Genomic DNA, 21,660 nt, shown 5'->3' with positions numbered 1-21,660 from the left:
TGCGCGCCGGCGAGCCCACCCCGGGGCTCAGCCGGATCTCAGCCCGGCTGAGAACGCCGCACGTCACCGACGGTGAGCAGGTCGTAGACGCCGGCGATCTGCATGACCCGCTGGACGCCCTGCACCGGGCCGCTGACGGTGAAGCCCCGGCCGAGCTGGTCGGCGTGCTGGAAGGCGCCGATGAGCGCGCCGAGGCCGGCCGAATCGAGGAACGTCACCGCGGACAGCTCGGCGTTCACGCCCGTGGTGCCCGCGCGGTCGAGCTGCGCGATCAGCATCTGGCGGAGATCGCCCGCCACGGTGAGGTCGAGTTCACCGCTGATGGTCACGGTGCGGGAGTCGCCCTGATCGTGAACCTGGGACCTCCAGATCGGAAGGTCGGTCACGGTGTGTCCTGACGTCGTGGGGTCGGTCCGGTAACCGTAGCCCCCATGGTCAGGCGCCGCCGGCTCACCGCGGCACGCGAAGGGCCGGCAGGACGGCGCCGTCCTCGTGGTCCGTGCCCGCCATCCTGACCAGAGCCGACGTCCAGCAGTTCGGCCCGCCACCGGCCTTGCCGGTCGCGGGCCGAGGAACAAGCGAGCTGTCAGGAACGGGCGGCGCGCAGCGGCTCGCCCACCTCGTGCAGGTGACGCAGCGCCTGGCGGTACGACTCGATCAGCGTGGTCTGCTCGTACGAGACACCGATCTCCTCGCAGTAGGCCTGCACCATCGGCTGAACCTTGCGCAGGTTCGGGGTCGGCATCCCGGGGAAGAGGTGGTGCTCGATCTGGTAGTTGAGACCGCCCAGCGCCACGTCGACGAACCAGCCGCCCTTCACGTTCCGTGAGGTCAGCACCTGCTTGCGGAAGTAGTCCTCGTCGCCGGTCGGGTGCGGCATCCCCTTGTGGTTGGGCGCGAAGGTCATGCCCAGGTACACGCCGAAGACCGCCTGGTGCACGACCAGGAAGGCGACCGCCTGCAGCGGCGAGAGGACGACGAACAGCGACGTGAGGTAGACGACGGCGTGCACCGCCAGCAGGACGGACTCCAGGACCGGCCGCTTCACCACACCGGCTCGCAGCGCCTTGACGCTGGAGACCTTCAGGTCGATGCCCAGCAGGGTCAGCAGCGGGAAGAACAGCCCCGCCTGGTGACGCGTCACGAACGCCGCCAGCCCACGCCGGCCGATCGCCGACTCCGTGGCCCAGATCAGCACCTCGGGCGCCACGTCGGGGTCGAGGTCGTCATGGTTGGGGTTGTTGTGGTGGCGGGTGTGCTTGTCCATCCACCAGCCGTAACTCATGCCCACGCCGATGTTGGCGATGATCCGCCCGAGGATTTCGCTGGGGCGTTTCGTCCGGAAGATCTGCCGGTGGGCGAGATCGTGCGCGACCAGCGCCGTCTGCGCGAACGAGATCGAGAGGAAGACCGCCACGAGCAGCGTCCACCAGGACGACCCGATCAGGAAGAACGCGGTCCACCCGCCGGCCATCATCAGCGCCACGAGGCTCAGGCGGACGGCGTAGTAGGCCGGCTGCCGCTCCATCAGACCCCGTGCGGTGACTCGCTTGTTCAACTCGGCGAAGTCACTCCGGGTGGTAGAGCGAGGTCGCGCCGTGGTTACGGTCATGTCTTCAGTATCGAAGGTTCCGGCCCGTCCATCAGGAGTATTGGCCCCCTACGTCGATGGGGTGCCAGCACCCCTTGTGCGGGATGATGGACGCATGACCCCCTTGCGCCGGTTACTGACCGGGTTGAGCGCGACAGCTGACGGTGTTTACGCCGTCGGCCTCGCCACGCTCAACGTGCCGGTGCTCGGGCTGTGGCTGACGGGCCTGGTGCTCAGTCCCCTTCCGGTGCTCGGCACCGACGTCCTCCAGGTGAGCACGACCGTGGTCCGCTGGCGTGCCGACCTGGAACGCCGGCTGGGCACCCGGGCCGGCATCCCGATCCGCCGGCCGTACCACCCCCCGCCGGCCCGCTCCGAGATGGGCACCCGCCGCTGGCTGCGGTGGATCATCAGCGACCCGGCGACCTGGCGCGACATGGCCTGGCTCCTGCCCGGCGCCCTGGTCGCGTCGGTGCTCGGGCTGATCACCGTGGCCGTGGTGGCGTACGGCCTGGCCGGCGTCGGCCTGCTCCCCCTGTGGCTGTACCTCGGCGACGTCTGGTTCGGGTACGCCCTGTTCTGGCCGACCTCCGACCACCGCGAGGCGTGGCTGGCCCTCCCGCAGGGCCTGGCGATCCTCGCCGCCGGGCTGATCCTGGCGCCGCTGCTGCGCGAGACCAGTTTCCGGTTCGCCCGGCTCTTCCTCGCGCCCACCTCGTCCGCCGAGCTACGGCTCCGGGTCGCGCACCTGACCACCACCCGGGCCGACACCATCGACGCGCAGGCGGCCGAGCTCCGGCGGATAGAACGCGACCTGCACGACGGGGCGCAGGCGCGGATGGTCTCGGTGGGCATGACGATCGGCCTGGCCGAGCGCCTGATCAGGCGTGACCCCGACGCCGCGATCAAACTGCTCGCCGAGGCCCGCGCCTCCAGCACCGACGCCCTGGTCGAACTCCGTCATCTGGTCCGCGGCATACACCCACCGGTGCTCGCCGAGCGCGGCCTGGAGGGCGCCGTCCGGGCGCTGGCGATCTGCCTGCCGGTACGCACCGGCGTCACCTCGGACCTGCCCGGCCGGCTCGACACCCCGGTCGAGTCGGCGGTCTACTTCGCCGTCGCCGAGGCGCTGGCCAACGTGGTCCGGCACAGCCGGGCCAAGTCCGCCTGGGTGTCGATCCGGCACACCGGCGACCTGCTCACCGTCGAGGTCGGCGACGACGGCAACGGCGGCGCGGACGCCTCCCGCGGCACCGGCCTGGTCGGCATCGAACGCCGGTTGAACGCCTTCGACGGCACCATGATCATCTCGTCCCCGTCCGGCGGTCCGACCGTCATGACCATGGAGCTGCCGTGCGTGTTGTCATCGCCGAGGACCTGACCCTGCTGCGGGACGGCCTCACCCGGCTCCTCGAGGCGTTCGACTTCAAGGTGGTCGAGGCGGTCGACAACGGCCCCGATCTGCTGCCCGCCCTGATCGGGCACCGGCCCGACGTGGCGATCATCGACGTCCGGCTGCCGCCCACCCAGAGCGACGAGGGCCTGAAGGCGGCCATCGCGGCCCGCGAGGAGATCCCCGGCCTCCCGGTGCTGATCCTCTCCCAGCACGTCGAGCCGCTGTACGCCCACGAACTGCTCACCGACACCCGCGGCGGCGTCGGCTACCTGCTCAAGGAACGCGTCTCGGACGTCGAGCAGTTCGTCCAGGCGGTCCAGCAGGTGGCGGCGGGCGGCACCGCGTTCGACCCCGAGGTCGTCAGCCAGCTGCTCGCCCGCCGCCCGCTGGCCGCCCTCACCCCGCGCGAGCACGACGTCCTGCGTCACATCGCCGAGGGCCGGTCGAACGCGGCCATCGCCGCCCGCCTCTACATCACCGAGAAGGTCGTCAGCAAGTACATCAACAGCATCTTCACCAAGCTCGACATGCCGCAGTCCGAGGACGACAACCGCCGCGTCCTGGCCGTCCTCAAGTATCTGGACGGCTGATCAGGAGGTCACCTCGCGGCCGGTCTCGTCGAGCATGTGCCCGCTCCAGTACCGGTCCCACTCGTCGTCGACGTGCTGCGGCACCTTGCCCTCCGGGAACCGCACGAACCCGGCCGGCGGTTCCTGTCCGTCCGCGACACACGCCCGCCCGGCCGAGCTGCGCACCGCCGCCACCGGGTACTCCCCCGACGAGCAGATCGCCTCCGGCCCGCACCCGCTGACCAGGAAGACACTCGCCAGTCCCGCGACAACCGGCCCCGCCGCCGTACGCCCGCCCATGATCTGTCCCTTCCTCGTTCCCGCCGCCCTTTTCCTACGGCAAGTAACGCACCTCGGGGAAGGCCCGGCTCGGCCCGTCGAGGAGGAACTCCATGAACGAGTCGTACGCGTGGTCCACCGTGACCACGAGGTAGCCGTGACCGGCCGGTTCCTGCACCGCGATCGTGGCGTCGGAGCGATGGTCGTGCGCGCCCTGCGAGTACACGACGACCGGCAGCCGGCCGCCCGTCCGGCGCACCGGAGCACGGCGGGACAGAGTCATGACGCTTCTCCTTGCCTCGGCACGGTCGTCTCGACGCGGGCGATGAGCTGCTTGAGCCGTGCGATCTCCGCGGCGAGCGCGGCGTCGCCGGCCGTGGTGAGGCTGATCCAGGTGCGCCCGCGCTTGCCCTCGTAGCCCTTCTCGATTCCGACCAGGCCGGCCGTCTCCAGCACGGCCAGGTGCTGGGAGAGGTTGCCGCCGGTCAGGCCCAGCTCGGTACGCAGGAAGCCGAACTCGACCCGCCGCGCCTCGTGCGCGATGGTCAGGATGCCGAGCCGGACCCGCTGGTGCACCACGTCGTCGAGCCCGGTGACCGGATGCGACTCCGGGGCCGGCGTGTCGACGGGCCCGGTCACCGGGAGGCCCGGAGCCGTTGCGCCAGCGCGAAGCCGGCGCCGGCGAGCAGCAGCACGAGACCGTTGACGATCAGCTGTGCCGCCCCCTCGGATTTCCCGCTCCAGTGGCTGCCCCACCCGAAGTTGATCGGCACCAGCACCACGGCCAGGTATCCGAGGGCGAAGAGCAGCAGCGCGACGTTCCGCTCCAGCCAGGCCAGCACCAGCAGGGCCAGGCCGATCCCGCCGGACGCGGTGAGCAGCCGGAACAGGACCAGGATGGAGGTGGACGGGTTGAGCAGGTCGTGCGGGTCGGGAACGATCCAGCGACCGGCGCCGGCGGCGATCAGGGTGAACATCAGGACCGCGGCCGCGACGCCGGCGATCACGTACGGCCGGACCCGGGAACCGAGCCCCCGGGCCCGGGCGACCCGCAGGTAACCACCGGCGATCACCACGTAGGCCGCGACCATCGCCACCAGCCAGTAGGACTCCAGGACCGGATTCCAGACCTTGCAGATCTCACCGGCGTCGGTGGTCCGGCAGCCGGTGGTGACGGGACGGCTGACGGCCTGCACCAGGATCGCGCCGAACGTCACCACCCCCAGCACCAGCAGGGGCAGCCACGTCACCCGTTGGGCGACGCGGACCCGGCGCGCGAAGGTGCGCGTGTCAGCGAGGAGCCGGCGGGGGTCGCCGCCGGCCGAGACGGCATCGGAAGTCATGCCAATAGGTTTCCATTACAAACCGATTGGCGCAAGTGATTCAGTTATTGAAACCTCAGCGGCTGAACCGCTCCCGCCTGACGGTGGGCTTGCGGCCCCGGATGGTGCTGCGCTGCAAGGCCTCGATGACCCGGTCGGCGGTCTCCTCGGGAACCTCGACCAGCGAGAAACGGTCGGTGATCTGGATCGCCCCGATGTCCCGCGAGTTGATGCCCGCCTCGCCGGCGATCGCGCCGACCAGGTCCTGCGGGCGCACGCCGGCCCGGCGGCCGACGCCGACGAACAACCGGGTCGCCCCCGGATCGGACCGCTGCCCGCCCCCGGGCCGGTCACGCCGGCCACCGTCGGCCCGCCCCGGCTCGCGATCCCGGCCGCCCGCCCGGGACTCCCGCGCCACCGAGGGGATCTCCTCCTCGTCGTCGACGTCACCACCGGCCGCCTCGTGTGCCAGCTTCACCGCCGCCAGCGCCACGGTCTCGGAGTCGAACTCGTCGCTGAGCGAGTCGAGCACCACCCGGAAGCGCTCCAGGTCGTCGCTCTCCAGGCTGGCCTGCAGCGCCGAACGGGTGAGTTCCATCCGCCGGGCCCGCAGGTCGGTCACCGTCGGGACCTTCTCCACCGCGATGCGCTGCCCGGTGAGCCGCTCGATGGCCTTGAGCATCCGGCCCTCGCGAGGCTCGACCAGGGTGATGGCCGCACCCTCGCGGCCCGCCCGGCCGACCCGGCCGATGCGGTGCACGTACGACTCGGGCGCCGTCGGCACGTTGTAGTTGATGACGTGGGTGAGCTGCTCGACGTCCAGGCCGCGGGCGGCCACGTCGGTCGCCACCAGCAACTCGGTGCTGCCGCCGCGCAGCCGCGACATCACCCGGTCGCGCTGGTCCTGGCTCATGCCGCCGTGCAGGGCCTCGGCGCTGAAGCCGCGCCCGTTCAGCATCTCGGTCACCTCGTCGACCTCCTGCCGGGTACGGCAGAAGACGATCGCCGCGGACGGCGCCTCCACGTCCAGCACCCGGGCGAGGGCCGCGGGCTTGTGCGCCCGGGCGACGACGTACGAGCTCTGCCGGATCAGCGGCATCTCGCCGGGGGTGGTGGTCTGCCGGCCCATCTGGATCCGGACGGGGTCGCGCAGGTGGCGGCGGGCGATGGCGTCGATTCGAGGCGGCATCGTCGCGGAGAACAACACGGTCTGCCGTTCGACCGGCGTCTCGGCGAGGATCGCCTCGATGTCCTCGGCGAAGCCCATGTCGAGCATCTCGTCGGCCTCGTCGAGCACGACGCTGCGCACCGTGCCGAGCTTGAGCGTCGACCGGTTGATGTGGTCCAGCACCCGCCCCGGCGTCCCGACGACGACGTCCACGCCCCGCTGCAACGCCTGCAGTTGACGCCCTATCGGCTGCCCGCCGTACACCGGCAGGACGCGGACGCCCAGGTCCCGGCCGTACCGGTGGACCGCCTGGGAGACCTGCTCGGCCAGCTCCCGGGTCGGCACCAGCACCAGCGTCCCCGGCCCGTCGCCGGCCGCACCGCGCACCATCTTCTGCAGCACCGGCAGCGCGAACGCGGCCGTCTTCCCGGTGCCCGTGGCCGCCTGCCCCACGAGGTCGTGCCCTTCCAGCAGGGGAGGGATCGCCTCCCGCTGAATCGGGCTCGGCTCCTCGTACCCGAGGCTGGTGAGCGCCTTGAGCAGCTCCTCCCGCAACCCCAGCCCGGCAAAGCCCGCAGCATCGTCGATCACAACATCGCCCATCAAGAATTTCGGCCCTTCAATTGCGAACTACCCCGCGCGCTACCGCAACACCGTGGGGTGTCCGGGAGCTCGGCCCCGGAGCAGGAATGACGAGACGCCCGCGGCCCGCGCTTCGTGCGGGCAGAGGGCGTCCGGTGTCTCGTGGGCGGACTGGGATCGAACCAGTGACCTCTCCGGTGCCAACGGGCTCTTGCAACAAAGCCGTTGAACACGGTGGGAAGCAACCCGCTGCTCCCCATCTGCTCCCCCACCCACGCCCGTCGACCCGGCGCTGTGGGGTCACCCAAGGCGCCCTACCCGGCGCCGCACAATACGCTATCAGTTACACACCGGCGCATATGTCGGCGGCTACCCGATCGCCCACCAGCAGCGACGCTGAGCTTGCCGGCGCACACACTCCGCGACACCCGATCGACGTGCCGCTTGATTTAGTTCAAGGACGAGATCACCTGCTGTCGCGGATGATTTCCGCCTCGAACCGTCAGTTCCCGCCGCCGCGATCGAGCCGACTGGACGGTTGGTGCTACGCGCTGTCGATCGCCTTGGTGAGCAGCGCATGAAGCTGTTGCTGCTCCTCGAGCGTCAGGCCGGCGAGGGGCGACTGCCTCACCACCGTGCCGAGCAGCCGTTCGCGGACGTTTTCACCGGCCTCGGTCAGGACCAGCGTGCGAACGCGTCCATCGCGAGGGTGCGGGCGCCGCTCGGCCAGGCCCCGTTGCTCGAGCTTGGCGCTCAGCAGCGTGACGTTCGACGGGTCGCAGTGCAGCAGGCCGGCGATCTTGCGGAGCGAGAGCGGATCGGCGTCCGGTCGTAGGAGCCAGAGAACGTTGGCGAGCGGGGCGGTCAGATCGAGCCGGTCCAGCCCCTCCTGCATGCGGCCCGAGATCTGGCCGGCCAGCGACATGGTCTGATTGAGCAACGACGCTGCCAGTTCCTCCGACACCGGACCACCCTAACTTGACGTTCTCCAGGAGATGCTCATCCATTGTCAGGCCGCGTTCGACGCCGTTCCGCCAGAAGGAGAGCGGCTCACGCTCGGTGTCGCGACCGACGAACTGCGAGTCCTCGACCGGGACGGCCGTCTGCTGGGCGCGACCCCGGTCGGGCGGACCCGGTCGGGCGGACCGGGTCGGGCAAAGGATCTTTTGACCGCTGAATCTCTCCCGGCCGGGCGAGAGCGCCGGGCCGTGGCCGACCGCTCAGGCGGACCGCTGCGCGGTGTCCTCGCCGCGGAGGCGGTCCAGCTCGGCGAGGTACATCGCCTGCATGCGCTCATAGTGCCGGACCAGCAGCATGACCTCCTCGACGCGGTAACCCTCGATGAGCCGCTCCGCCCGCTCGGCGAACCGCTCGTACGGTCGCTCCAACTCGGCGATCCGCTCCGGCCGCAAGGTGACGATCACCCGCCGCCGGTCCGCCGGATCGCGTTCGGCCGTGACGTAGCCGGCCTGCTGGAGCCGGCGGAGCATGCTGGTCACGGCCCCGGTGGTGAGGTTGGTCCGCTCGGCGACCTGCCCCGCGGTGGCGGATCCGGCGTCCGCCAGGAAGTCCAGGCACTCCAGGTCGCTCACGGTGAGGCCCAGCCCGTCCGCGACGGCGTACCGGAACACCGTGGACAGCCGTGAGGTCTCCCGCCCGGCGCGCATGAGGTCGGCGATCGCGGACGCCCGGGCCGGCTCGTGGGACATGCCCGCAATCATGCCTCCGGCACGGTGACCCGGTGCAGCCGAGGCAGCACGCGGGTCAGCACCCAGTGCGGTACGGCCGCGCCCCCGGTGAGGCGGCGCATCAGCTCGGCGGCGCTGTCCACGGCGTGGAAGGCGTAGGGCACCATCTCGTCCTGGTAGCCGGCGATCGCCTCCTCCACCGGCATGCCGCTCGCCCGGGCCTCGACGAGCTTGTTGCCGAGCAGGGCGGCGTCGCGGAGCGCGGTGTTGCCTCCGTGAGCGCCGAACGGCGGCATGACGTGCACGGCGTCGCCCATCATCGTCGCCCGGGGCACCGCCCATCGTTGCGGGCGCCGCCCGGCGGCGAAGAGGTTGAGGACCGTGGCGTCCAGTTCGGCCGTGGCGACCAGCCGCCGGATGAGCGGGTGGAAGTCCGTGCTCATCCGGGTGGCCAGGTCCCGCAGCGCCAGCAGGTCCCCGCGGACGCCGTCGGGCACCTCCTCCTGCCGGAGCAGCAGCCCCCACATGACGTAGTCGTCGCCGGTGGGCGCGTAGCTGCCGGGGGCCAGGCGCGCGAACGCCTCCCGCGGGCTCTCACCGAACCGCATGGAGGTGAAGAAGAAGGCGAGGCCCGGCCGGTCGGCGATGGCCAGGACCCCACTGGTACGCAGCGCGTCCGGGATGACGCTCTCGCCGTTGCGCCGCAGGGGCGACCGGCCGTAGATGCCGGCCATCGGGGTGTTCGCCGGGTCCGTGTCCGGCATGAGCTGCGCGCGCAGCGCCGATCCGACGCCGTCCGCGCCCACGACGACGGTCGCCGCGGCGGCCCCGCCGTCGTTGAACCGCAGCCGCGGCCCGGCCGGGCCGCCGCCGTCCACCGCGACGGCCGCCTTGTGGTAGTGGATGCGTCCGTCCAGCCCGGACATCAGGATCGACCGCAGGGTCAGCCGGTCGACCTGGCGGGTGGCGTGCGGCTCGTCCTTGAAGGCGATGGTGAACGCGTCCCGCAGCCGGCTGTCGGTGAAGCGCAGATGCCCGCCGGGCTCGTCGCCGGTGGCCAGCGCCAGGCGGTACAGCGGGCGGGGCAGGCTCTCGCGCAGCGCCTCCAGCCCGTACCGGTCGAGAATGATCCGGTAGCCCTGCTTCCGGACGAAGGGGCCCGGATCCCGCTCGTAGACGTGCACGTCGATGCCGGCACGCATCAGGTACTGGGCGAGGCAGAGACCGGAGAGGCCGGCGCCCGCGATCGCCACCGAGAAGTCTGTCGATACGGCCATCCGGTTATCTTAGTGATTAAGGTAACCGGGGCAAGGCCACCGGCGTGGCGGTCGGTCAGTGGTTCAGGCCGATGTCGAGGTGACCGCGCATCTTCGCCAGAGCCCTGGTGAGCAGCCGGGAAACGTGCATCTGGGAGATGCCGACCTGCTCGGCGATCTGCGACTGGGTCAGGTTGCCGTAGAACCTCAGGGTGACGATCTTCCGTTCGCGGTCGTCGAGGGCTGCCAGCGCCGGGGCGAGAGCGACGCGGTTCTCGGCGATCTCGTAGGCGCCGTCCTCGTCGCCGAGGGTCTCGCCGAGCTCGCTGTCGCCGCTCGGCCCGACCGGCATCGACAGGCTGGTGCTGTTGTACGCGCGAGCACCTTCCAGTCCTTCGAGGACCTCTTCCTCGGTGATGCCCAGGTGGGCGGCGATGTCCGCGACGGTCGGCGACCGGCCCAGCGTGTTGGTGAGCTTGTTGTTGGCGCCGGTGATGGCCAGCCGCAGTTCCTGCAACCGGCGGGGCACCCGGATCGACCAGGTGCGGTCCCGGAAGTGGCGCTTGAGCTCACCGACGATGGTCGGGATGGCGAACCCGGCGAACTCGATCCCGCGGCCGGCCTCGTAGCGGTCCACGGCCTTGATCAGGCCGACGACGGCGACCTGGAACAGGTCGTCGTTCGGCTCTCCCCTGCCGGTGTAGCGGTTGGCCAGGTGCCGGGCCATCGGCATCCACGCCTCGATCGCCCGGTTCCGCACGGCCGGCCGGGAGGGGTGCCCGGCGGGCAGGGCCGCCAGAGCGGCGATGAGCTCGCTCGCACGGCCGGTCGTCGCGGCTTCGTCGACAGCAACATCGGGGCTGGTGGCGGGGCGGGCGACAACCGTCATCGAGGATCTCCTTCGTCGGGCTGCCGGGGGGACAGCCTGGCCGGACGGCTCCTTATTGCCCGCGCAGGCAGAACGCCCAAACTCCCCCGAACGGGTCGACGAGGCCGCCCGAAAGAAGGAGGGTCCTCCAAGGGATCCAGCCGTTTCCGCCTCGTTGTCGTGGGTATTCGCGGGCCACGTGATCACGCCCTACGCCGCACCGGTGGCCTCAGCCCGCGCACCTGGTGGAGACGGCGAACCCGGCGTTCTTCGCGGCCGTCGGCGATCGTCCGGCCCGCACCGGGTCCCGCTCGCGGAGCTGACCACCGAACAGTTCCTCCCGTCCGCTTACCGACGACGCGGCGGTCCTCGCGGTACGCCGGGCGCTATCGGGTCTGTTTGCCGAGCAACGCGGTCATCGCCTCCCCATCCGCAGGGGTCAACGGGCCGGAGCCGGACAGGCCGAGCCGGGTCGCCAGGTCGCGCAGGTGGCAGTCGGCCGCCGCCTCGATGAGCTCGGCGAACGTGGTCACGGTGAGCCGGCCACGGATGACCGACATGACGCCGAGGATGAGCGCGGCGATCGCGGCCGGCCACCACAGGACGCCGGCCAGCAGGTAGAGGATGGCCCAGCCGCCCGCCCGGGCCGCCGCGGCGTGCGCGGTGCGGGACGCGTCGATCTCGGCTCGCGTCGCGTCCGGCAGAGTCAGCCAGAGCGCCGGCCAGATGGTGCGCAGCGGCACCCGGTAGGCGCGATCCAGCCGGGTCGCGGCGGCTCGGAGACGATCGCCGATCCCGAACGGGCCGGTCGGTGGTTCGAGGGCGATCTTGTCGCGGCGGGCCAGCGCGGCCAGGGTGGCCGGAGAGAGCGCGCCGGTCCGGGTCCGCGCGTCCACGACGATGTTCTCGCCGGCCCGGTCATCGGCCTGCTTCCAGCGCGCCTGACGGCGCCGGGTCAGCCGGTCGGGGACGGGCGATAAGGCGGTCAGGTGCCAGCACCGTTCGATGCCTGCGCCGAGCGCTCCCGCGAGGAGACCCGCGCCGGTCGCGGCGGCCATCGCCGCGACGGCCAGCGTGGCCGAGGCCAAGGTGTTCACCTCGGCCACGAGCCTGGCGGCGTCGAGTGCGTCCCGGTGCCCGAGGATTGCCGCGGCCGCCAGCACGGCGACGTAGAGCAGCCCAGGGAGGACGACGGTCGCCGCCCAGCGTTCGGCGAGCTTGGCGCCGATTCCGGTGAGCAGGCCGATCACGACCGCATCCGGTGTGGCCTCAGAGGCCCGCCGAGCAGGGCGCAGGTGGCCGGATCCCGTTCGACCCGGGAGCAGGGGCGCGGGGCGGGGCAGACCAGCACGTCGATCTGCTGAGCCCGGCTGCCGGGCAGTGACCGGAACGCGCGGGTCGTCCGGGTGACGTGCCCGTAGTCGGCGGCGGCCATCCGCTCGTCCAGGTCGTCGAGCGCCGCGGTCAGTTCCGGGTCCGCCGCCGCGGTCTCCATCGCCGTGACCAGATGTTGCCGGACGCCGTCCGCGCCCGCGGCGGCGAAGTCCGCGCCGGCCCCGGGATCTTGGAGCAGGATGCACAGCCGGGCGATCCGGTCGGTGACGTCCGTCATCGGTCCACTATAGATTGATGAGGGTGACGGTCCGGGAGCGTGTCGACCGGTTTGCCCGCACCGGCGATCCGGCGGTGGTGAACGGTCTGGACGCGTTGCGCGAGGCCACCGAGCTGCTCCGGGATTTCCCCGGCGAGGCGGAGCTGGCAGGGCTGCTGTTCTGGCACCGGTTCACCACCCGGCCCGGGACGCCGGCCGGGGACGCCGATCTGTCGACCGTGTTCGCCTTGATCATGGACCCCGGGCAGTCGCCGCCGGACTGGTTCCGGGAGGGCCTGACGCGGTACTGGAACGCCTACCAGGAGTGGCAGCGCGCGAACGTCGGCGGGCAGCTGGAGGCGCTGGACCACGCGCGTGGCCTGCTTGTAGGGGATACCGGCCACGTCAGCACGGCCGAGCTGATCGCCGTGGCGGATCGCTGCCGGCACGCGGTGCGGTTCGTCTCGTGGATGCATCCGGGAACCGCGGAGGCGCTGGGACACCTCGGGATGCTCGTACTCCAGTGCTTCGTCCGGATCCGGGACCGCGCGCTGCTCGACGAGGGCGAGCGGATCCGCCGCGAGGCGCTTGCCATCGCGTTCGGCGACGATGACCTGGCGTACGGGCTCTGCAACTTGATCGACTGCCTGGCGGCCCGGCCGGCCCACGATCCGGGCGCGGACACGCTGGCGGAGTGCGCCGAGCTGGGCCGGCAGCTCGCTGCGGTGCCGGTCGGCGATCCGGTCCTGAGGCGCACCCTCACCTGGCACGCGGGTCAGACGATCTTCAACCTGGCCCGCGACCATGACGACGCCGCGTCCGCGGCTGCGGCCAGTGAGCTGCTGCTGACCGCCTGGAAGGCCGACGCGAACCAGGACATGCGGGTCGCGACGGAATGCGTCGAGGGGTTCCGGGAGGCGTTCAGGCTGATCGGGCATCCGAGCTGGATCCGCAACGCGGTGTACGTCGCCCGCGAGGCCGCCGCCGCGGAACAGGTTGCGGGCAGGACGTCCGCGGTGGTGCAGGGCACTCTGTGTGCGGCCCTGGTCGACTACGCCCAGGCGGTGCCGTACAGCACGAACCTGGCCGAGGCGACCAAGGCCGGGGTGTCCGCCTGCGCGGCGACACCGGACGGCGACCCGCTGCGTGGCCCGTTCCTGTTCGAGCTGGCCCGCGCCTACTACGCGACCGCGATCGAGGGCGGCGGCGTACCGTACGCCTCGGCCACGATGCTCACGGCAGCCGCGGCGTTCAACGCGCTGGATCCCGGTGACCGCCGCCGTGGGCTCGCGTTCCACCTGGCCGCCGGCGGGCAGCACGAGCGGTGGCGGCGGACCGGGCGGGTGGACGACCTCCGGGGATCGATCGCGCTGACCCGCGAATCAGCACAGCTGAATCTGCCACCGGCGACCGCGGCGAAACAGCTCGGCCACCTGTCCTCGGCGCTGCGCGAGCTGGCCGGCATTGAGGACAGCCTCGACCTGCTCCGTGAGGCGCGCGACATCGCGGAGCAGGCCGTAAGACGCGACCCCAGGTCCGGTGTCGCGCACTTCGCGCTCGGTCTGGCGTTGCAGGAGCTGCACCGCTACGGCGCCACCGCACCGGACGATGCGCTGGGTCCCTTCATCCACGCGTTCCTCGACGAGCGGTTACCGGCGGCTACCCGGATCGCCGCCGCGCGTGGTCTCGCCTGGACCCACATGCTGGCCGGCGAGCCCGAGAGAGCGCTGGCCCCGCTGACGAATGCGATCACGATGCTGCCCGGTCTGTCCTCGATGGTGATGTGGCGCGGCGATCGGCAGCGCGGCCTGGCCGCGGCCGCCGGGCTCGCCTCCGAGGCGGCATCCGCAGCGATCGCCGCCGGTCGGCCCGGTCAGGCGGCCGAACTCCTGGAACGTGCCCGCGGCACGCTACTCAGCGAAACCATGGACCGGCGCGGTTTCGGAGCCCGGATCGCGGCAGCCGACCCCACCCTCGGCGCGGAGTACGCCCGGCTGCTCGACGTCGTGGAGCTTCTCGACGGCAACCCCGAGGACATCGTGGTCCTGGCGTTCGACCTCAGCGACCTCGCCGAGGCCGATCGGCGGTACGTCGAGGAGCACCAGGGACCGTCTGCCGGTGGCCGTGCCGCCGGCTTCTCCTACCCCCAGATGCACGCGGACCTGCAGCTGGAGCGGCGGCAGGCCGAGACGGAACTCGGTGAGCTGCTCGACCGCGCGCAGTCCAGACCCGGGCTGGAGGGCCTGCTGCACCCACCGGGCGAGGCCGAACTGTGCCGGGAAGCGGGTGACGGCTCGATCGTCCTGGTCAATGTGAGCCGCTACCGGGGCGACGCGCTGCTCTGCACGGCCGACGGCATCCGTTCCCTGCCACTGCCCGGCCTCGACGAGGAGGCGGTCGAGCGGCAGGCCCGGTCGCTCGCCGACGCGGTCGCCCGGACCGGCGCGGACACGCTCGGCGAGCGCCGAGAAGGTCAGCGGGCGATCGCCGCCGTCCTGGGCTGGCTGTGGGACCGGATCACGGAACCGGTGCTGACCGCGCTGGGGCACACCGGGCGGCCGGCTGACGCCGGCAGGTGGCCGCGGGTCTGGTGGTGCCCGGCCGGGGCGGCGACACCACTGCCGCTGCACGCCGCCGGACACCACACCGACGGCGGCCACCGCACCGTGCTCGACCGGGTGATCTCCGCGTACACGCCGACGATCCGTGCGTTGCGGCACGCGCGGACCGTACCTGTGGACAGCTCGCATCTGGACCGGGTGCTCGTCGTCGCAGCGCCAGGCGATGCCGTTCCGCTCCACCGGGTGCGGACCGAGGCGGATGCCGTCCAGCGGCTCGTACCCGGGTCCGTGCTGCTCGAAGGTGGCAACGTGCACCGGGTCGCCGCCGCGCTGCCCGAATACTCCCTGGTCCACTTCGCCTGCCACTACCAGGTCGACCACGCCGACCCCGACGGCAGCGGGCTGATCCTCGCGGACGGCGACGACGGCGCATTGACCGTCGGCCGGGTCGCGAAGGAGCACCGTCCCGGCGCGGCACTGGCGTTTCTGTCCGCCTGCGAAACCGTCCGCGCGCCGGACCTGCTTCACGACGAGGCGATCCACGCCGCCACCGCGTTCCAGCTGGCAGGCTATCGGCACGTGATCGGCACGCTGTGGCCGGTCGAGGAGGGTGCCGCCGCGCAGATCACGGAGGCCTTCTACGCCCGGCTGACCCACGACGGCACCACCGCGCCCGACCCGTCGTCGGCCGACGAGGCACTGCACCACGCGGTACGCGGCCTGCGCGAGCGATGCGCGGGGCTCAGCCCGTCGCTGTGGGCCGCCCATGTGCACTCCGGCGGCTGACGGCTGGGTCACCGCACCGGAAGCTGCACCCGCCGCCCCATGCCGAACTGCGGAGCCTGGGTGTCGGTCACCATGGCGAAGGCGCCCGCGGGAACACCGTCCCGGGTCGCCACCCTGGACGCCGCCGCCAGCAGCGTCCTCTCGCTCGCACCCGCGATGAAGAAGATGTAGGCGTCGCCGTACTCCTCGCCGTCGTCGTACTCCTCGATGCCGAGCTCCTCCTCCAGATCGATCATGAAGTCGCCGACGTCATCGATCCACTCGTCGTCAGCGGTCATCGGGAAGTGAATCTCCACCAGCGCAGCCATGACGCACATGATCCAGCAACGCCGGCCGCCGCATGTCCGCAGGCCCGGAGTGCGGGCTGGCGGCCGGGTGCGGGCTGGCGGCCGGGTGTGGTCAGGCGGCCGGCGTTTGCCGCCAGCGCCAGCTGAGCTCGGCCGTCGTCGGCGCCGCCGTCGTCGGCGTGCTTCCCTCGCGCAGCCCGTCGAGCAGGATCGTCAGGTATCGCCGTCGCAACTCCGCGGTACGCGCCGGATCGGGCAGCCGGATCGCCGCGCACATCTCCAGCAGCATCGGGACGTCACCGCTCGTGGCGTCGGCGCGCATGGCCGGGTGTGCCCGACGGAACAGTGCGTCCGCCAGCTCACCCGCGCGTACCGCGTCGGTGTTCATCTCGTCGGTCGGGGTGAACGTGCCGGCCAGGTGCACGGTGAGCGAGTGGACGTCGGCGTCCACCACACCCCGCAGGAACATCTCGAAGGCGGTCCACCCGTCCGGGTCCTGGGCGGCGCGTTCGGCCTCGGCGATGTAGGTGCGCAGACCGTCGTGGCAGAGGGTGCGCAGCAGGTCTTCCTTGTTCGCGTACCGGCGGTAGAGGGCACTGATGCCGACGCCGGCGCGGTCGGCGACCGCGGAGATCGGTGCGCGGTGGTCCGCCAGGAAGACCTCACGCGCGGCGGCCAGGATCACCTCGTTGTTGCGGACCGCCTGCCGGGCGCGGCCGGATGTCGGGCTGGGCATGCCGGCCACGATACCCGAACGGAACAAAGTATTCCGCTCCGGGTTTCACGCTGCTAGGCTGGTCTCGAACGGAACGAACTAATCCGTTCCAACTCGACGAGGAGACGACAATGAGCGAGATCCGCCCCTTCCGGATCGCCGTCCCGCAGGCCGACCTGGATGACCTGCGTGACCGGCTGACGCGCACCCGCTGGACCCCGGAGATCCCCGGCCAGGGCTGGACCCGCGGCGTCCCCGCCGGCTATCTGCGCGACCTCGCCGCCTACTGGGCCCAGGAGTACGACTGGCGCGCCGCCGAGGCCGCCCTCAACCGCCTGCCCCAGTTCCTCACCGAGGTCGACGGGCAGACCCTGCACTTCGCCCACATCCGCTCGGCCGACCCCGCCGCGACGCCACTGCTGATCAGCCACGACTGGCCCGGCTCGTTCGCGCTCTACCTCCCGGTCGTCGAGAAGCTGCGCGAGCACTTCCACCTGGTGCTGGTCAGCAACCCCGGCGTCGGCTTCTCCGGCCCGCTCACGGCCGCGGGCTGGACCACCGCAAGGAGCGCGGCCGCCCTCAACGAGATCATGGCGCGGCTCGGCTACGACCGTTACGGCGTCCAGGGCACCGGCGGCGGCGCCGCGATCGCCGTCGAGATGGGCCGGCAGGCGCCCGGCAAGGTGATCGGGATCCACGTCAACGGCCACCTCACCTTCCCGACCGGCGACCCCGCCGACTTCGACGGCCTCACCGACGCCGAGCAGGACCGGCTGCGCCGCCTCCAGGAGTTCCGCGACGACAGGATGGGCTTCAACGCCATCCAGTCGACCCGGCCGCAGACCCTCGCGTTCGGGCTGCACGACTCGCCCGCGGGGCAGCTCGCCTGGATCGTCGAGAAGTTCCAGGAGTGGACCGACCCGTCCGCCGAACTCCCCGAGGACGCCGTCGACCGGGACCTGCTGCTCACCAACGTGAGCCTCTACTGGTTCACCGGCACCGCCGGCTCATCGGCCAACCTCTACTGGGAGACCGCCCACGACCCGGACGCCTGGACGCCGAAGGAGAAGTCGACGGTCCCGCTCGGCGTAGCGCTGGCCGTCACCGACATCACCGTCCGGCGGTTCGCCGAGCGAGCCAACCCGGTCACCCACTGGACCGAGCTCCGGGCCGGCGGCAACTTCCTGCCCGCGGAACAGCCCGGCCTCTACGCCGACGACGTCACCGGCTTCTTCCGCGACATCTAACGAAAAAGAACCGCTGACCTGCGACTCTGCCATTGACCTGCGCAGACGCCGCGCCGTTCGCAGCAGCACACAGCCGTTGAACACCGTTGACGCGGACACGCCCGCGTCCCGCTGTGCACGTTCTGTCTGCTCCGCGCTCAAGATCCGCTCAATGTGAGAGTGGAACGGGCAGCCCAGCCACAGAGCCCTCGCCACGGCCCTGAAGGGACCGCTACATTCCGCGTGGGGGTGGTCACGATGAGCGGCGTCGAAGCAGCACTGGTCAATGTCGGTCGAGCGGCTGTAACCCCGATCTTCACACGATGGCTCGCAGGCAGGAAGACCACCCGGGCGCGTACGCTGCCTCTGGCAGGGGTCGGCTGACGGCTGTCCTCAGCTGACCACAACTCACCTCTTCGCACTGCCGCATGCATGACAGCTGGCCGAATACGCGAGGTTCACCCGGGCGAGTACACCGAAATTGCTGCGCGCGGCCTAGTTGAGGTACAAACTACACCCGTGTCCTTAAGCTCCCCGACGGACGGCGCTTTGCCGGCTTCTGGCATACTTCGCCGGGTTGGTGTCCCACCATCACAACGCGGCAGCGCCACGAATTGCACATGCCCCGACATTTTGAGCTCATTGACGGCAACTTTGCTGTGATCGGGACTGAGCGAACGTCCGAACTACGCGACCAGTTACCCTCAGATGCTGGCGTCGCGCCATACGAAAGCATCGTAGTGATAAGCCGCGACACCCTCTTGAGCGCGGTCAAGGATCTAACGTAATCCATCGAGGCGCGAGCTAGCGCCGGGCTCGGATGCAGGTTTGGTCGAAGGTTCCGGGTAAACCTTAGGTCGGTTGGCCGTATCCGCCCTTCATCTCGAGCCCTCTCTCGACGATGCGGTGCGAACGGCGGGCTCGCTGTCGATGATCTGTCGAGTCCAGCCTGCGCCTTCAGTTGTAAGTGGATTGTGCGGGATGAAGGCGAGGTTTGGTAAGCCTCCGAGATGAGTGAGTCACTTGAAGATGCAATCGGCGCAATAGCAATATGCCACCTGTCAAGCCGCCATTAGGCAGAACGGCACATGGATATTGCAACTTGCACGACTCGCTGACCAACAAAGAGTATCTTCACTCCGGTATCTGCCGCAGCACCTTGTTCATCGGCCGCTGTGGGACATCCCCACCTCCGTGATGCCGGACGACCTTGCAAAGGTGGCCTTCAGTCGCCGATCCTCACGAACACCGAGCGGCTCACGTGCACGGTGTATTTGCTCGAGATCTCGACCGGCGCGGTCCGGAACGGCCGCCGACCGCAAGCTGGTAGACGGTCAGACCGAATCCGAGAATGGCGGCGACCGCCGCAAGGAAGCTGGCGACCGTGTCGCGGCGTCAAGCCCGACGACCAGAAAGTCAAGCCCGACGACCAGAAAGAACGTCGCACGCCCGTAGATCCTGTGCCGGCCGGACAGCTGCCAGCCGCCCACCATCGATATTGCGGTCATAAGTGGCGAGTTCCATGAATCGGTGCAATTAGGGTGAGGCCCCGTGCCCGGTACTGCCTCCGTGCGGGCATCGCACATAAGAGTGGTTCCGGTGTGCCCGGCCGCCGTCGGCGACACCGCGTGCCACGGTCGCCCAGTACGGCGTCGGACTCCGGGCATCTGCAGCTTGGCCTCGATCCCGCCATCACGGCGATGCAGCATGCCCGCCTGGCCGAGGTCTGAGCCGGCTGACCCCCGACAGCCTGCCGCTGGCGGCCGCCCGCCGAGGGCGGCAGCACAGCGTCAGTACAGGCCATTGGCGGCACGGAGTGTGCCAAGCCGACCGTTGGGTGGAGGCCGGTTCAAGGTTCGGAGATCACGGCTATGTCGGCGACGGTGACCCGGGCCTGAGCGGACTGCCGGGCGGTATGCGCACGGTTGACGATGCCGAGGGTGACGGTGCCGCAGGCAGGGGCCGGAAGGGTCCAGGCGCGGGAGACGACACGGTCGCCGTCGAGGTCGACGTTGACGCCGGTGTCGGCAGCGCGGATGTCTACCCTGTGCCAGGTACCGGGTTCGGCTGCTTCGTCGAGGGCGGCGTGGGCGAGGGTCCGGGAGTTCCCGTCGTTTTCGATCTCCAGGCTGACGTGTTCGCGGCAGACGGTGATCCGATGGCCGTGACCGTTGACGGCGTGGGTCCAGATCGCTGCGCAGACCTCGGGCGTGCCCAGGCTGATCCGCGCAGTGATGGATTGCTGCTCGGGTGTGTCAGAGGTCGGGCAGGTGAACGCTCTGGGGTTCCGCAGGGTGGCCTGCAGTGGCCCGTCGAGGATGCAGGTGTTGCGTGGCCTGCCGCGGCTCGCGGGTTCCTTGCCAGGGTCCAGGTTGCGCTCCGCGACATCCGGCGTGGCCGGTGCCGCGGGTGTGTTTCCGGTGCCGCCGCCGTCGATGGTGTGCGCCACCGAGTAGGCGGCCAGTCCGGCGGCTACGACGAGGGCGGCCGCGACTGCGATCGTTCTCATCGGGCTCCGCCGGGCGTGGTGGTCGCGGTGACTGACGAGCGTGCGAAGGCTGTGGTGTATCCGGGGTCCTCTGGTCTGCTCGGTTGTGTCAATGGCGACGGTGTGTCGGACGGCGGAAGCAGCCTTGCGCAGCTCCGGGCGTCGCGCCAGTTCGGCACGTATCGGTGCATGGGCGGCCGTGTCGGTGGTGAGCAGGAGCTCGAGGAGTTCGTGGGCGCTGGGCCGTTGTGCCGGGTCGATGTGCAGGGCTCGGGTGACGAGGTCCCGTAGCGGATCGGGCAGGCCGGTGAGGTCCGGCGGGGGCAGGGCGATACCGGCGGCGGTGGCGATCAGTGCCTCTGGGGCGAAGGGTGTGTGTCCGGTGCCCGCGTAGGTGACGATGGCGCCCCAGGCGAAGACGTCTGCGGATGGCCTGGCGTTGGCAGCGGTTGCCGGGTTGAGCCGTTCGGGTCCCATGTAGGCGATGGTGCCGAGGACTTGGCCGGGAACGGTGTGCTGGCTGGTGGTGTCGAGCGCGGTGGCGATGCCGAAGTCGATGACTTTAGGTGCGCCTGGTGCGAGCAGAACGTTGGCTGGCTTGAGGTCGCGGTGCACGACCCCGGCGTCGTGGATGGCGGTGAGTGCGGTGGCCACACCGAGGGCGATGCTGTGCAGGTTGCCCCGGGCGACCGGTCCGTTAGTCCGGACGAGGTCGGCCAAGCTGGGACCTTCGACGTATTCGACGACCAGGTACGGGGTGTCATGATCTACGTCGGCGTCGAGCAGCTCGGCGGTGCAGAATGGCGGAACCTGGCGCGCTCGTTTGACCTCGCTGAGGAATCGGGCGCGGAATACAGTGTCATAGGAGAGGTCCGCCTTCACGACCTTGACCGCAACTCGATGGCCGGTCGGCCTCTCACCCAGATAGACGGTGCCCATGCCGCCTTCACCGAGGCGCCCGAGCAAACGGTAAACGCCGAGTCGTTGTGGATCACCAGGGCGTAATGGGCTAAGTGTCACGTACCCGGCCGCCTATCACTGAGAGTTAGCTGAATGATGGGTTTGCACCGTACACATCGGCAGCTTCCCGGTCGACAAAAAGACGAGTGAAGGCTGGGGATCAATAGTTCCCAAATTCGGCGACGCGCTCGTCGATGGATCTTCCGTATCGGACTGTTTAAATCCGCCTTCGCGGGATACCGCACTTCAAGCGGCTTGATCAATACGTGAGCTACATGAGAAAAGCGGCCAACGTCCACTCGTAACAATTTGATGACGGAAGGCTGT

The 21,660-nt window shown here is 70.4% G+C and carries 20 protein-coding genes; 4 read left to right on the top strand and 16 right to left on the bottom strand.

The window, feature by feature from the left end; all coding sequences use genetic code 11:
• Nucleotides 1-38: 38 nt before the first annotated feature.
• Together QSK31_RS08525 and QSK31_RS08520 are read right to left on the bottom strand one after the other, a co-directional pair.
• The gene (locus QSK31_RS08525; protein WP_285682574.1) at nucleotides 39-386 is read right to left on the bottom strand and encodes an STAS domain-containing protein; all 348 of its coding nucleotides are present in this window, start codon (nucleotides 384-386) and stop codon (nucleotides 39-41) included.
• 200 nt (nucleotides 387-586) lie between these two features.
• A complete protein-coding gene (locus QSK31_RS08520) occupies nucleotides 587-1,612 on the bottom strand; it encodes a fatty acid desaturase family protein (protein WP_285682571.1) in 1,026 nt (341 codons plus the stop codon).
• 94 nt (nucleotides 1,613-1,706) lie between these two features.
• Between QSK31_RS08520 and QSK31_RS08515 the strand changes: the two genes are divergently transcribed.
• Nucleotides 1,707-2,972: a sensor histidine kinase gene (locus QSK31_RS08515; protein ID WP_285682569.1), complete on the top strand. Its 1,266-nt coding sequence runs from the start codon at nucleotides 1,707-1,709 to the stop codon at nucleotides 2,970-2,972.
• Complete coding sequence (locus tag QSK31_RS08510) at nucleotides 2,945-3,577, top strand: response regulator (protein WP_285682568.1); 633 nt, start codon at nucleotides 2,945-2,947, stop codon at nucleotides 3,575-3,577. Before QSK31_RS08515 ends, QSK31_RS08510 begins: the two co-directional genes overlap by 28 nt.
• Here QSK31_RS08510 and QSK31_RS08505 read toward each other — a convergent pair whose 3' ends face one another.
• The 11 genes from QSK31_RS08505 to QSK31_RS08455 form a co-directional block, all read right to left on the bottom strand.
• Nucleotides 3,578-3,856, bottom strand: a complete 279-nt coding sequence (locus QSK31_RS08505; protein WP_285682566.1) for an SCO0607 family lipoprotein — start codon at nucleotides 3,854-3,856, stop codon at nucleotides 3,578-3,580.
• Nucleotides 3,857-3,890: 34 nt separating this feature from the next.
• Complete coding sequence (locus QSK31_RS08500) at nucleotides 3,891-4,118, bottom strand: hypothetical protein (RefSeq protein WP_285682564.1); 228 nt, start codon at nucleotides 4,116-4,118, stop codon at nucleotides 3,891-3,893.
• Entirely contained in the window at nucleotides 4,115-4,474 is a 360-nt protein-coding gene (locus tag QSK31_RS08495) for a transcriptional regulator (protein ID WP_285682562.1), read from the bottom strand. The genes QSK31_RS08500 and QSK31_RS08495 overlap by 4 nt, the downstream gene beginning before the upstream one ends.
• Nucleotides 4,471-5,178, bottom strand: a complete 708-nt coding sequence (locus QSK31_RS08490) for a hypothetical protein (RefSeq protein WP_285682559.1) — start codon at nucleotides 5,176-5,178, stop codon at nucleotides 4,471-4,473. Before QSK31_RS08490 ends, QSK31_RS08495 begins: the two co-directional genes overlap by 4 nt.
• Nucleotides 5,179-5,233: 55 nt before the next feature.
• Nucleotides 5,234-6,928: a DEAD/DEAH box helicase gene (locus QSK31_RS08485; protein WP_285682557.1), complete on the bottom strand. Its 1,695-nt coding sequence runs from the start codon at nucleotides 6,926-6,928 to the stop codon at nucleotides 5,234-5,236.
• 523 nt (nucleotides 6,929-7,451) lie between these two features.
• Nucleotides 7,452-7,871: a MarR family winged helix-turn-helix transcriptional regulator gene (locus tag QSK31_RS08480; RefSeq protein WP_285682555.1), complete on the bottom strand. Its 420-nt coding sequence runs from the start codon at nucleotides 7,869-7,871 to the stop codon at nucleotides 7,452-7,454.
• A gap of 256 nt (nucleotides 7,872-8,127) precedes the next feature.
• A complete protein-coding gene (locus QSK31_RS08475; protein ID WP_285682553.1) occupies nucleotides 8,128-8,616 on the bottom strand; it encodes a MarR family transcriptional regulator in 489 nt (162 codons plus the stop codon).
• 8 nt (nucleotides 8,617-8,624) lie between these two features.
• Nucleotides 8,625-9,872, bottom strand: coding sequence for an FAD-dependent oxidoreductase (locus QSK31_RS08470; RefSeq protein ID WP_285682551.1), 1,248 nt, complete (start codon nucleotides 9,870-9,872; stop codon nucleotides 8,625-8,627).
• 55 nt (nucleotides 9,873-9,927) lie between these two features.
• Nucleotides 9,928-10,740, bottom strand: coding sequence for a SigB/SigF/SigG family RNA polymerase sigma factor (locus QSK31_RS08465; protein ID WP_285682549.1), 813 nt, complete (start codon nucleotides 10,738-10,740; stop codon nucleotides 9,928-9,930).
• 365 nt (nucleotides 10,741-11,105) lie between these two features.
• On the bottom strand, nucleotides 11,106-11,969 hold the full coding sequence (locus QSK31_RS08460) for a hypothetical protein (RefSeq protein WP_285682547.1): 864 nt from the start codon (nucleotides 11,967-11,969) through the stop codon (nucleotides 11,106-11,108).
• Nucleotides 11,966-12,331, bottom strand: coding sequence for a hypothetical protein (locus QSK31_RS08455; RefSeq protein ID WP_285682545.1), 366 nt, complete (start codon nucleotides 12,329-12,331; stop codon nucleotides 11,966-11,968). Before QSK31_RS08455 ends, QSK31_RS08460 begins: the two co-directional genes overlap by 4 nt.
• A gap of 17 nt (nucleotides 12,332-12,348) precedes the next feature.
• Here QSK31_RS08455 and QSK31_RS08450 point away from each other — a divergent pair, with 17 nt between their 5' ends.
• Nucleotides 12,349-15,657 (top strand): CHAT domain-containing protein, encoded by a 3,309-nt coding sequence (locus QSK31_RS08450; RefSeq protein ID WP_285682544.1) that lies wholly within the window; start codon nucleotides 12,349-12,351, stop codon nucleotides 15,655-15,657.
• Nucleotides 15,658-15,665: 8 nt separating this feature from the next.
• Here QSK31_RS08450 and QSK31_RS08445 read toward each other — a convergent pair whose 3' ends face one another.
• Entirely contained in the window at nucleotides 15,666-15,965 is a 300-nt protein-coding gene (locus tag QSK31_RS08445) for a hypothetical protein (protein WP_285682543.1), read from the bottom strand.
• A 91-nt stretch (nucleotides 15,966-16,056) separates the two neighbouring features.
• Nucleotides 16,057-16,680, bottom strand: a complete 624-nt coding sequence (locus tag QSK31_RS08440) for a TetR/AcrR family transcriptional regulator (RefSeq protein WP_285682541.1) — start codon at nucleotides 16,678-16,680, stop codon at nucleotides 16,057-16,059.
• Nucleotides 16,681-16,790: 110 nt separating this feature from the next.
• Here QSK31_RS08440 and QSK31_RS08435 point away from each other — a divergent pair, with 110 nt between their 5' ends.
• Nucleotides 16,791-17,906 carry an epoxide hydrolase family protein gene (locus QSK31_RS08435; protein ID WP_285682538.1) on the top strand — a complete coding sequence of 372 codons (1,116 nt, stop codon included), beginning with the start codon at nucleotides 16,791-16,793 and terminating at the stop codon, nucleotides 17,904-17,906.
• Between the two features lie 1,828 nt (nucleotides 17,907-19,734).
• On the opposite strand, the gene QSK31_RS08430 is transcribed toward QSK31_RS08435, so the two are convergent.
• Nucleotides 19,735-21,393 (bottom strand): serine/threonine-protein kinase, encoded by a 1,659-nt coding sequence (locus QSK31_RS08430; RefSeq protein ID WP_285682537.1) that lies wholly within the window; start codon nucleotides 21,391-21,393, stop codon nucleotides 19,735-19,737.
• Between the last annotated feature and the right edge of the window lie 267 nt (nucleotides 21,394-21,660).

This window comes from Actinoplanes sp. NBRC 103695, from assembly GCF_030269485.1.
In the GTDB taxonomy this organism is placed as follows: domain Bacteria; phylum Actinomycetota; class Actinomycetes; order Mycobacteriales; family Micromonosporaceae; genus Actinoplanes.
The sequence above is the reverse complement of the archived record's forward strand: the minus strand, read 5'-3'. Positions and strand labels throughout refer to the sequence as shown.

What these genes read in the sequence shown, in the direction of transcription:
- QSK31_RS08520 (WP_285682571.1), bottom strand. Translation starts at nt 1,612, where the DNA reads ATGACCGTAACCACGGCGCGACCTCGCTCTACCACCCGGAGTGACTTC.
- QSK31_RS08515 (WP_285682569.1), top strand. Translation starts at nt 1,707, where the DNA reads ATGACCCCCTTGCGCCGGTTACTGACCGGGTTGAGCGCGACAGCTGAC.
- QSK31_RS08505 (WP_285682566.1), bottom strand. Translation starts at nt 3,856, where the DNA reads ATGGGCGGGCGTACGGCGGCGGGGCCGGTTGTCGCGGGACTGGCGAGT.
- QSK31_RS08500 (WP_285682564.1), bottom strand. Translation starts at nt 4,118, where the DNA reads ATGACTCTGTCCCGCCGTGCTCCGGTGCGCCGGACGGGCGGCCGGCTG.
- QSK31_RS08490 (WP_285682559.1), bottom strand. Translation starts at nt 5,178, where the DNA reads ATGACTTCCGATGCCGTCTCGGCCGGCGGCGACCCCCGCCGGCTCCTC.
- QSK31_RS08485 (WP_285682557.1), bottom strand. Translation starts at nt 6,928, where the DNA reads ATGGGCGATGTTGTGATCGACGATGCTGCGGGCTTTGCCGGGCTGGGG.
- QSK31_RS08475 (WP_285682553.1), bottom strand. Translation starts at nt 8,616, where the DNA reads ATGTCCCACGAGCCGGCCCGGGCGTCCGCGATCGCCGACCTCATGCGC.
- QSK31_RS08470 (WP_285682551.1), bottom strand. Translation starts at nt 9,872, where the DNA reads ATGGCCGTATCGACAGACTTCTCGGTGGCGATCGCGGGCGCCGGCCTC.
- QSK31_RS08465 (WP_285682549.1), bottom strand. Translation starts at nt 10,740, where the DNA reads ATGACGGTTGTCGCCCGCCCCGCCACCAGCCCCGATGTTGCTGTCGAC.
- QSK31_RS08455 (WP_285682545.1), bottom strand. Translation starts at nt 12,331, where the DNA reads ATGACGGACGTCACCGACCGGATCGCCCGGCTGTGCATCCTGCTCCAA.
- QSK31_RS08450 (WP_285682544.1), top strand. Translation starts at nt 12,349, where the DNA reads ATGAGGGTGACGGTCCGGGAGCGTGTCGACCGGTTTGCCCGCACCGGC.
- QSK31_RS08445 (WP_285682543.1), bottom strand. Translation starts at nt 15,965, where the DNA reads ATGGCTGCGCTGGTGGAGATTCACTTCCCGATGACCGCTGACGACGAG.
- QSK31_RS08440 (WP_285682541.1), bottom strand. Translation starts at nt 16,680, where the DNA reads ATGCCCAGCCCGACATCCGGCCGCGCCCGGCAGGCGGTCCGCAACAAC.
- QSK31_RS08435 (WP_285682538.1), top strand. Translation starts at nt 16,791, where the DNA reads ATGAGCGAGATCCGCCCCTTCCGGATCGCCGTCCCGCAGGCCGACCTG.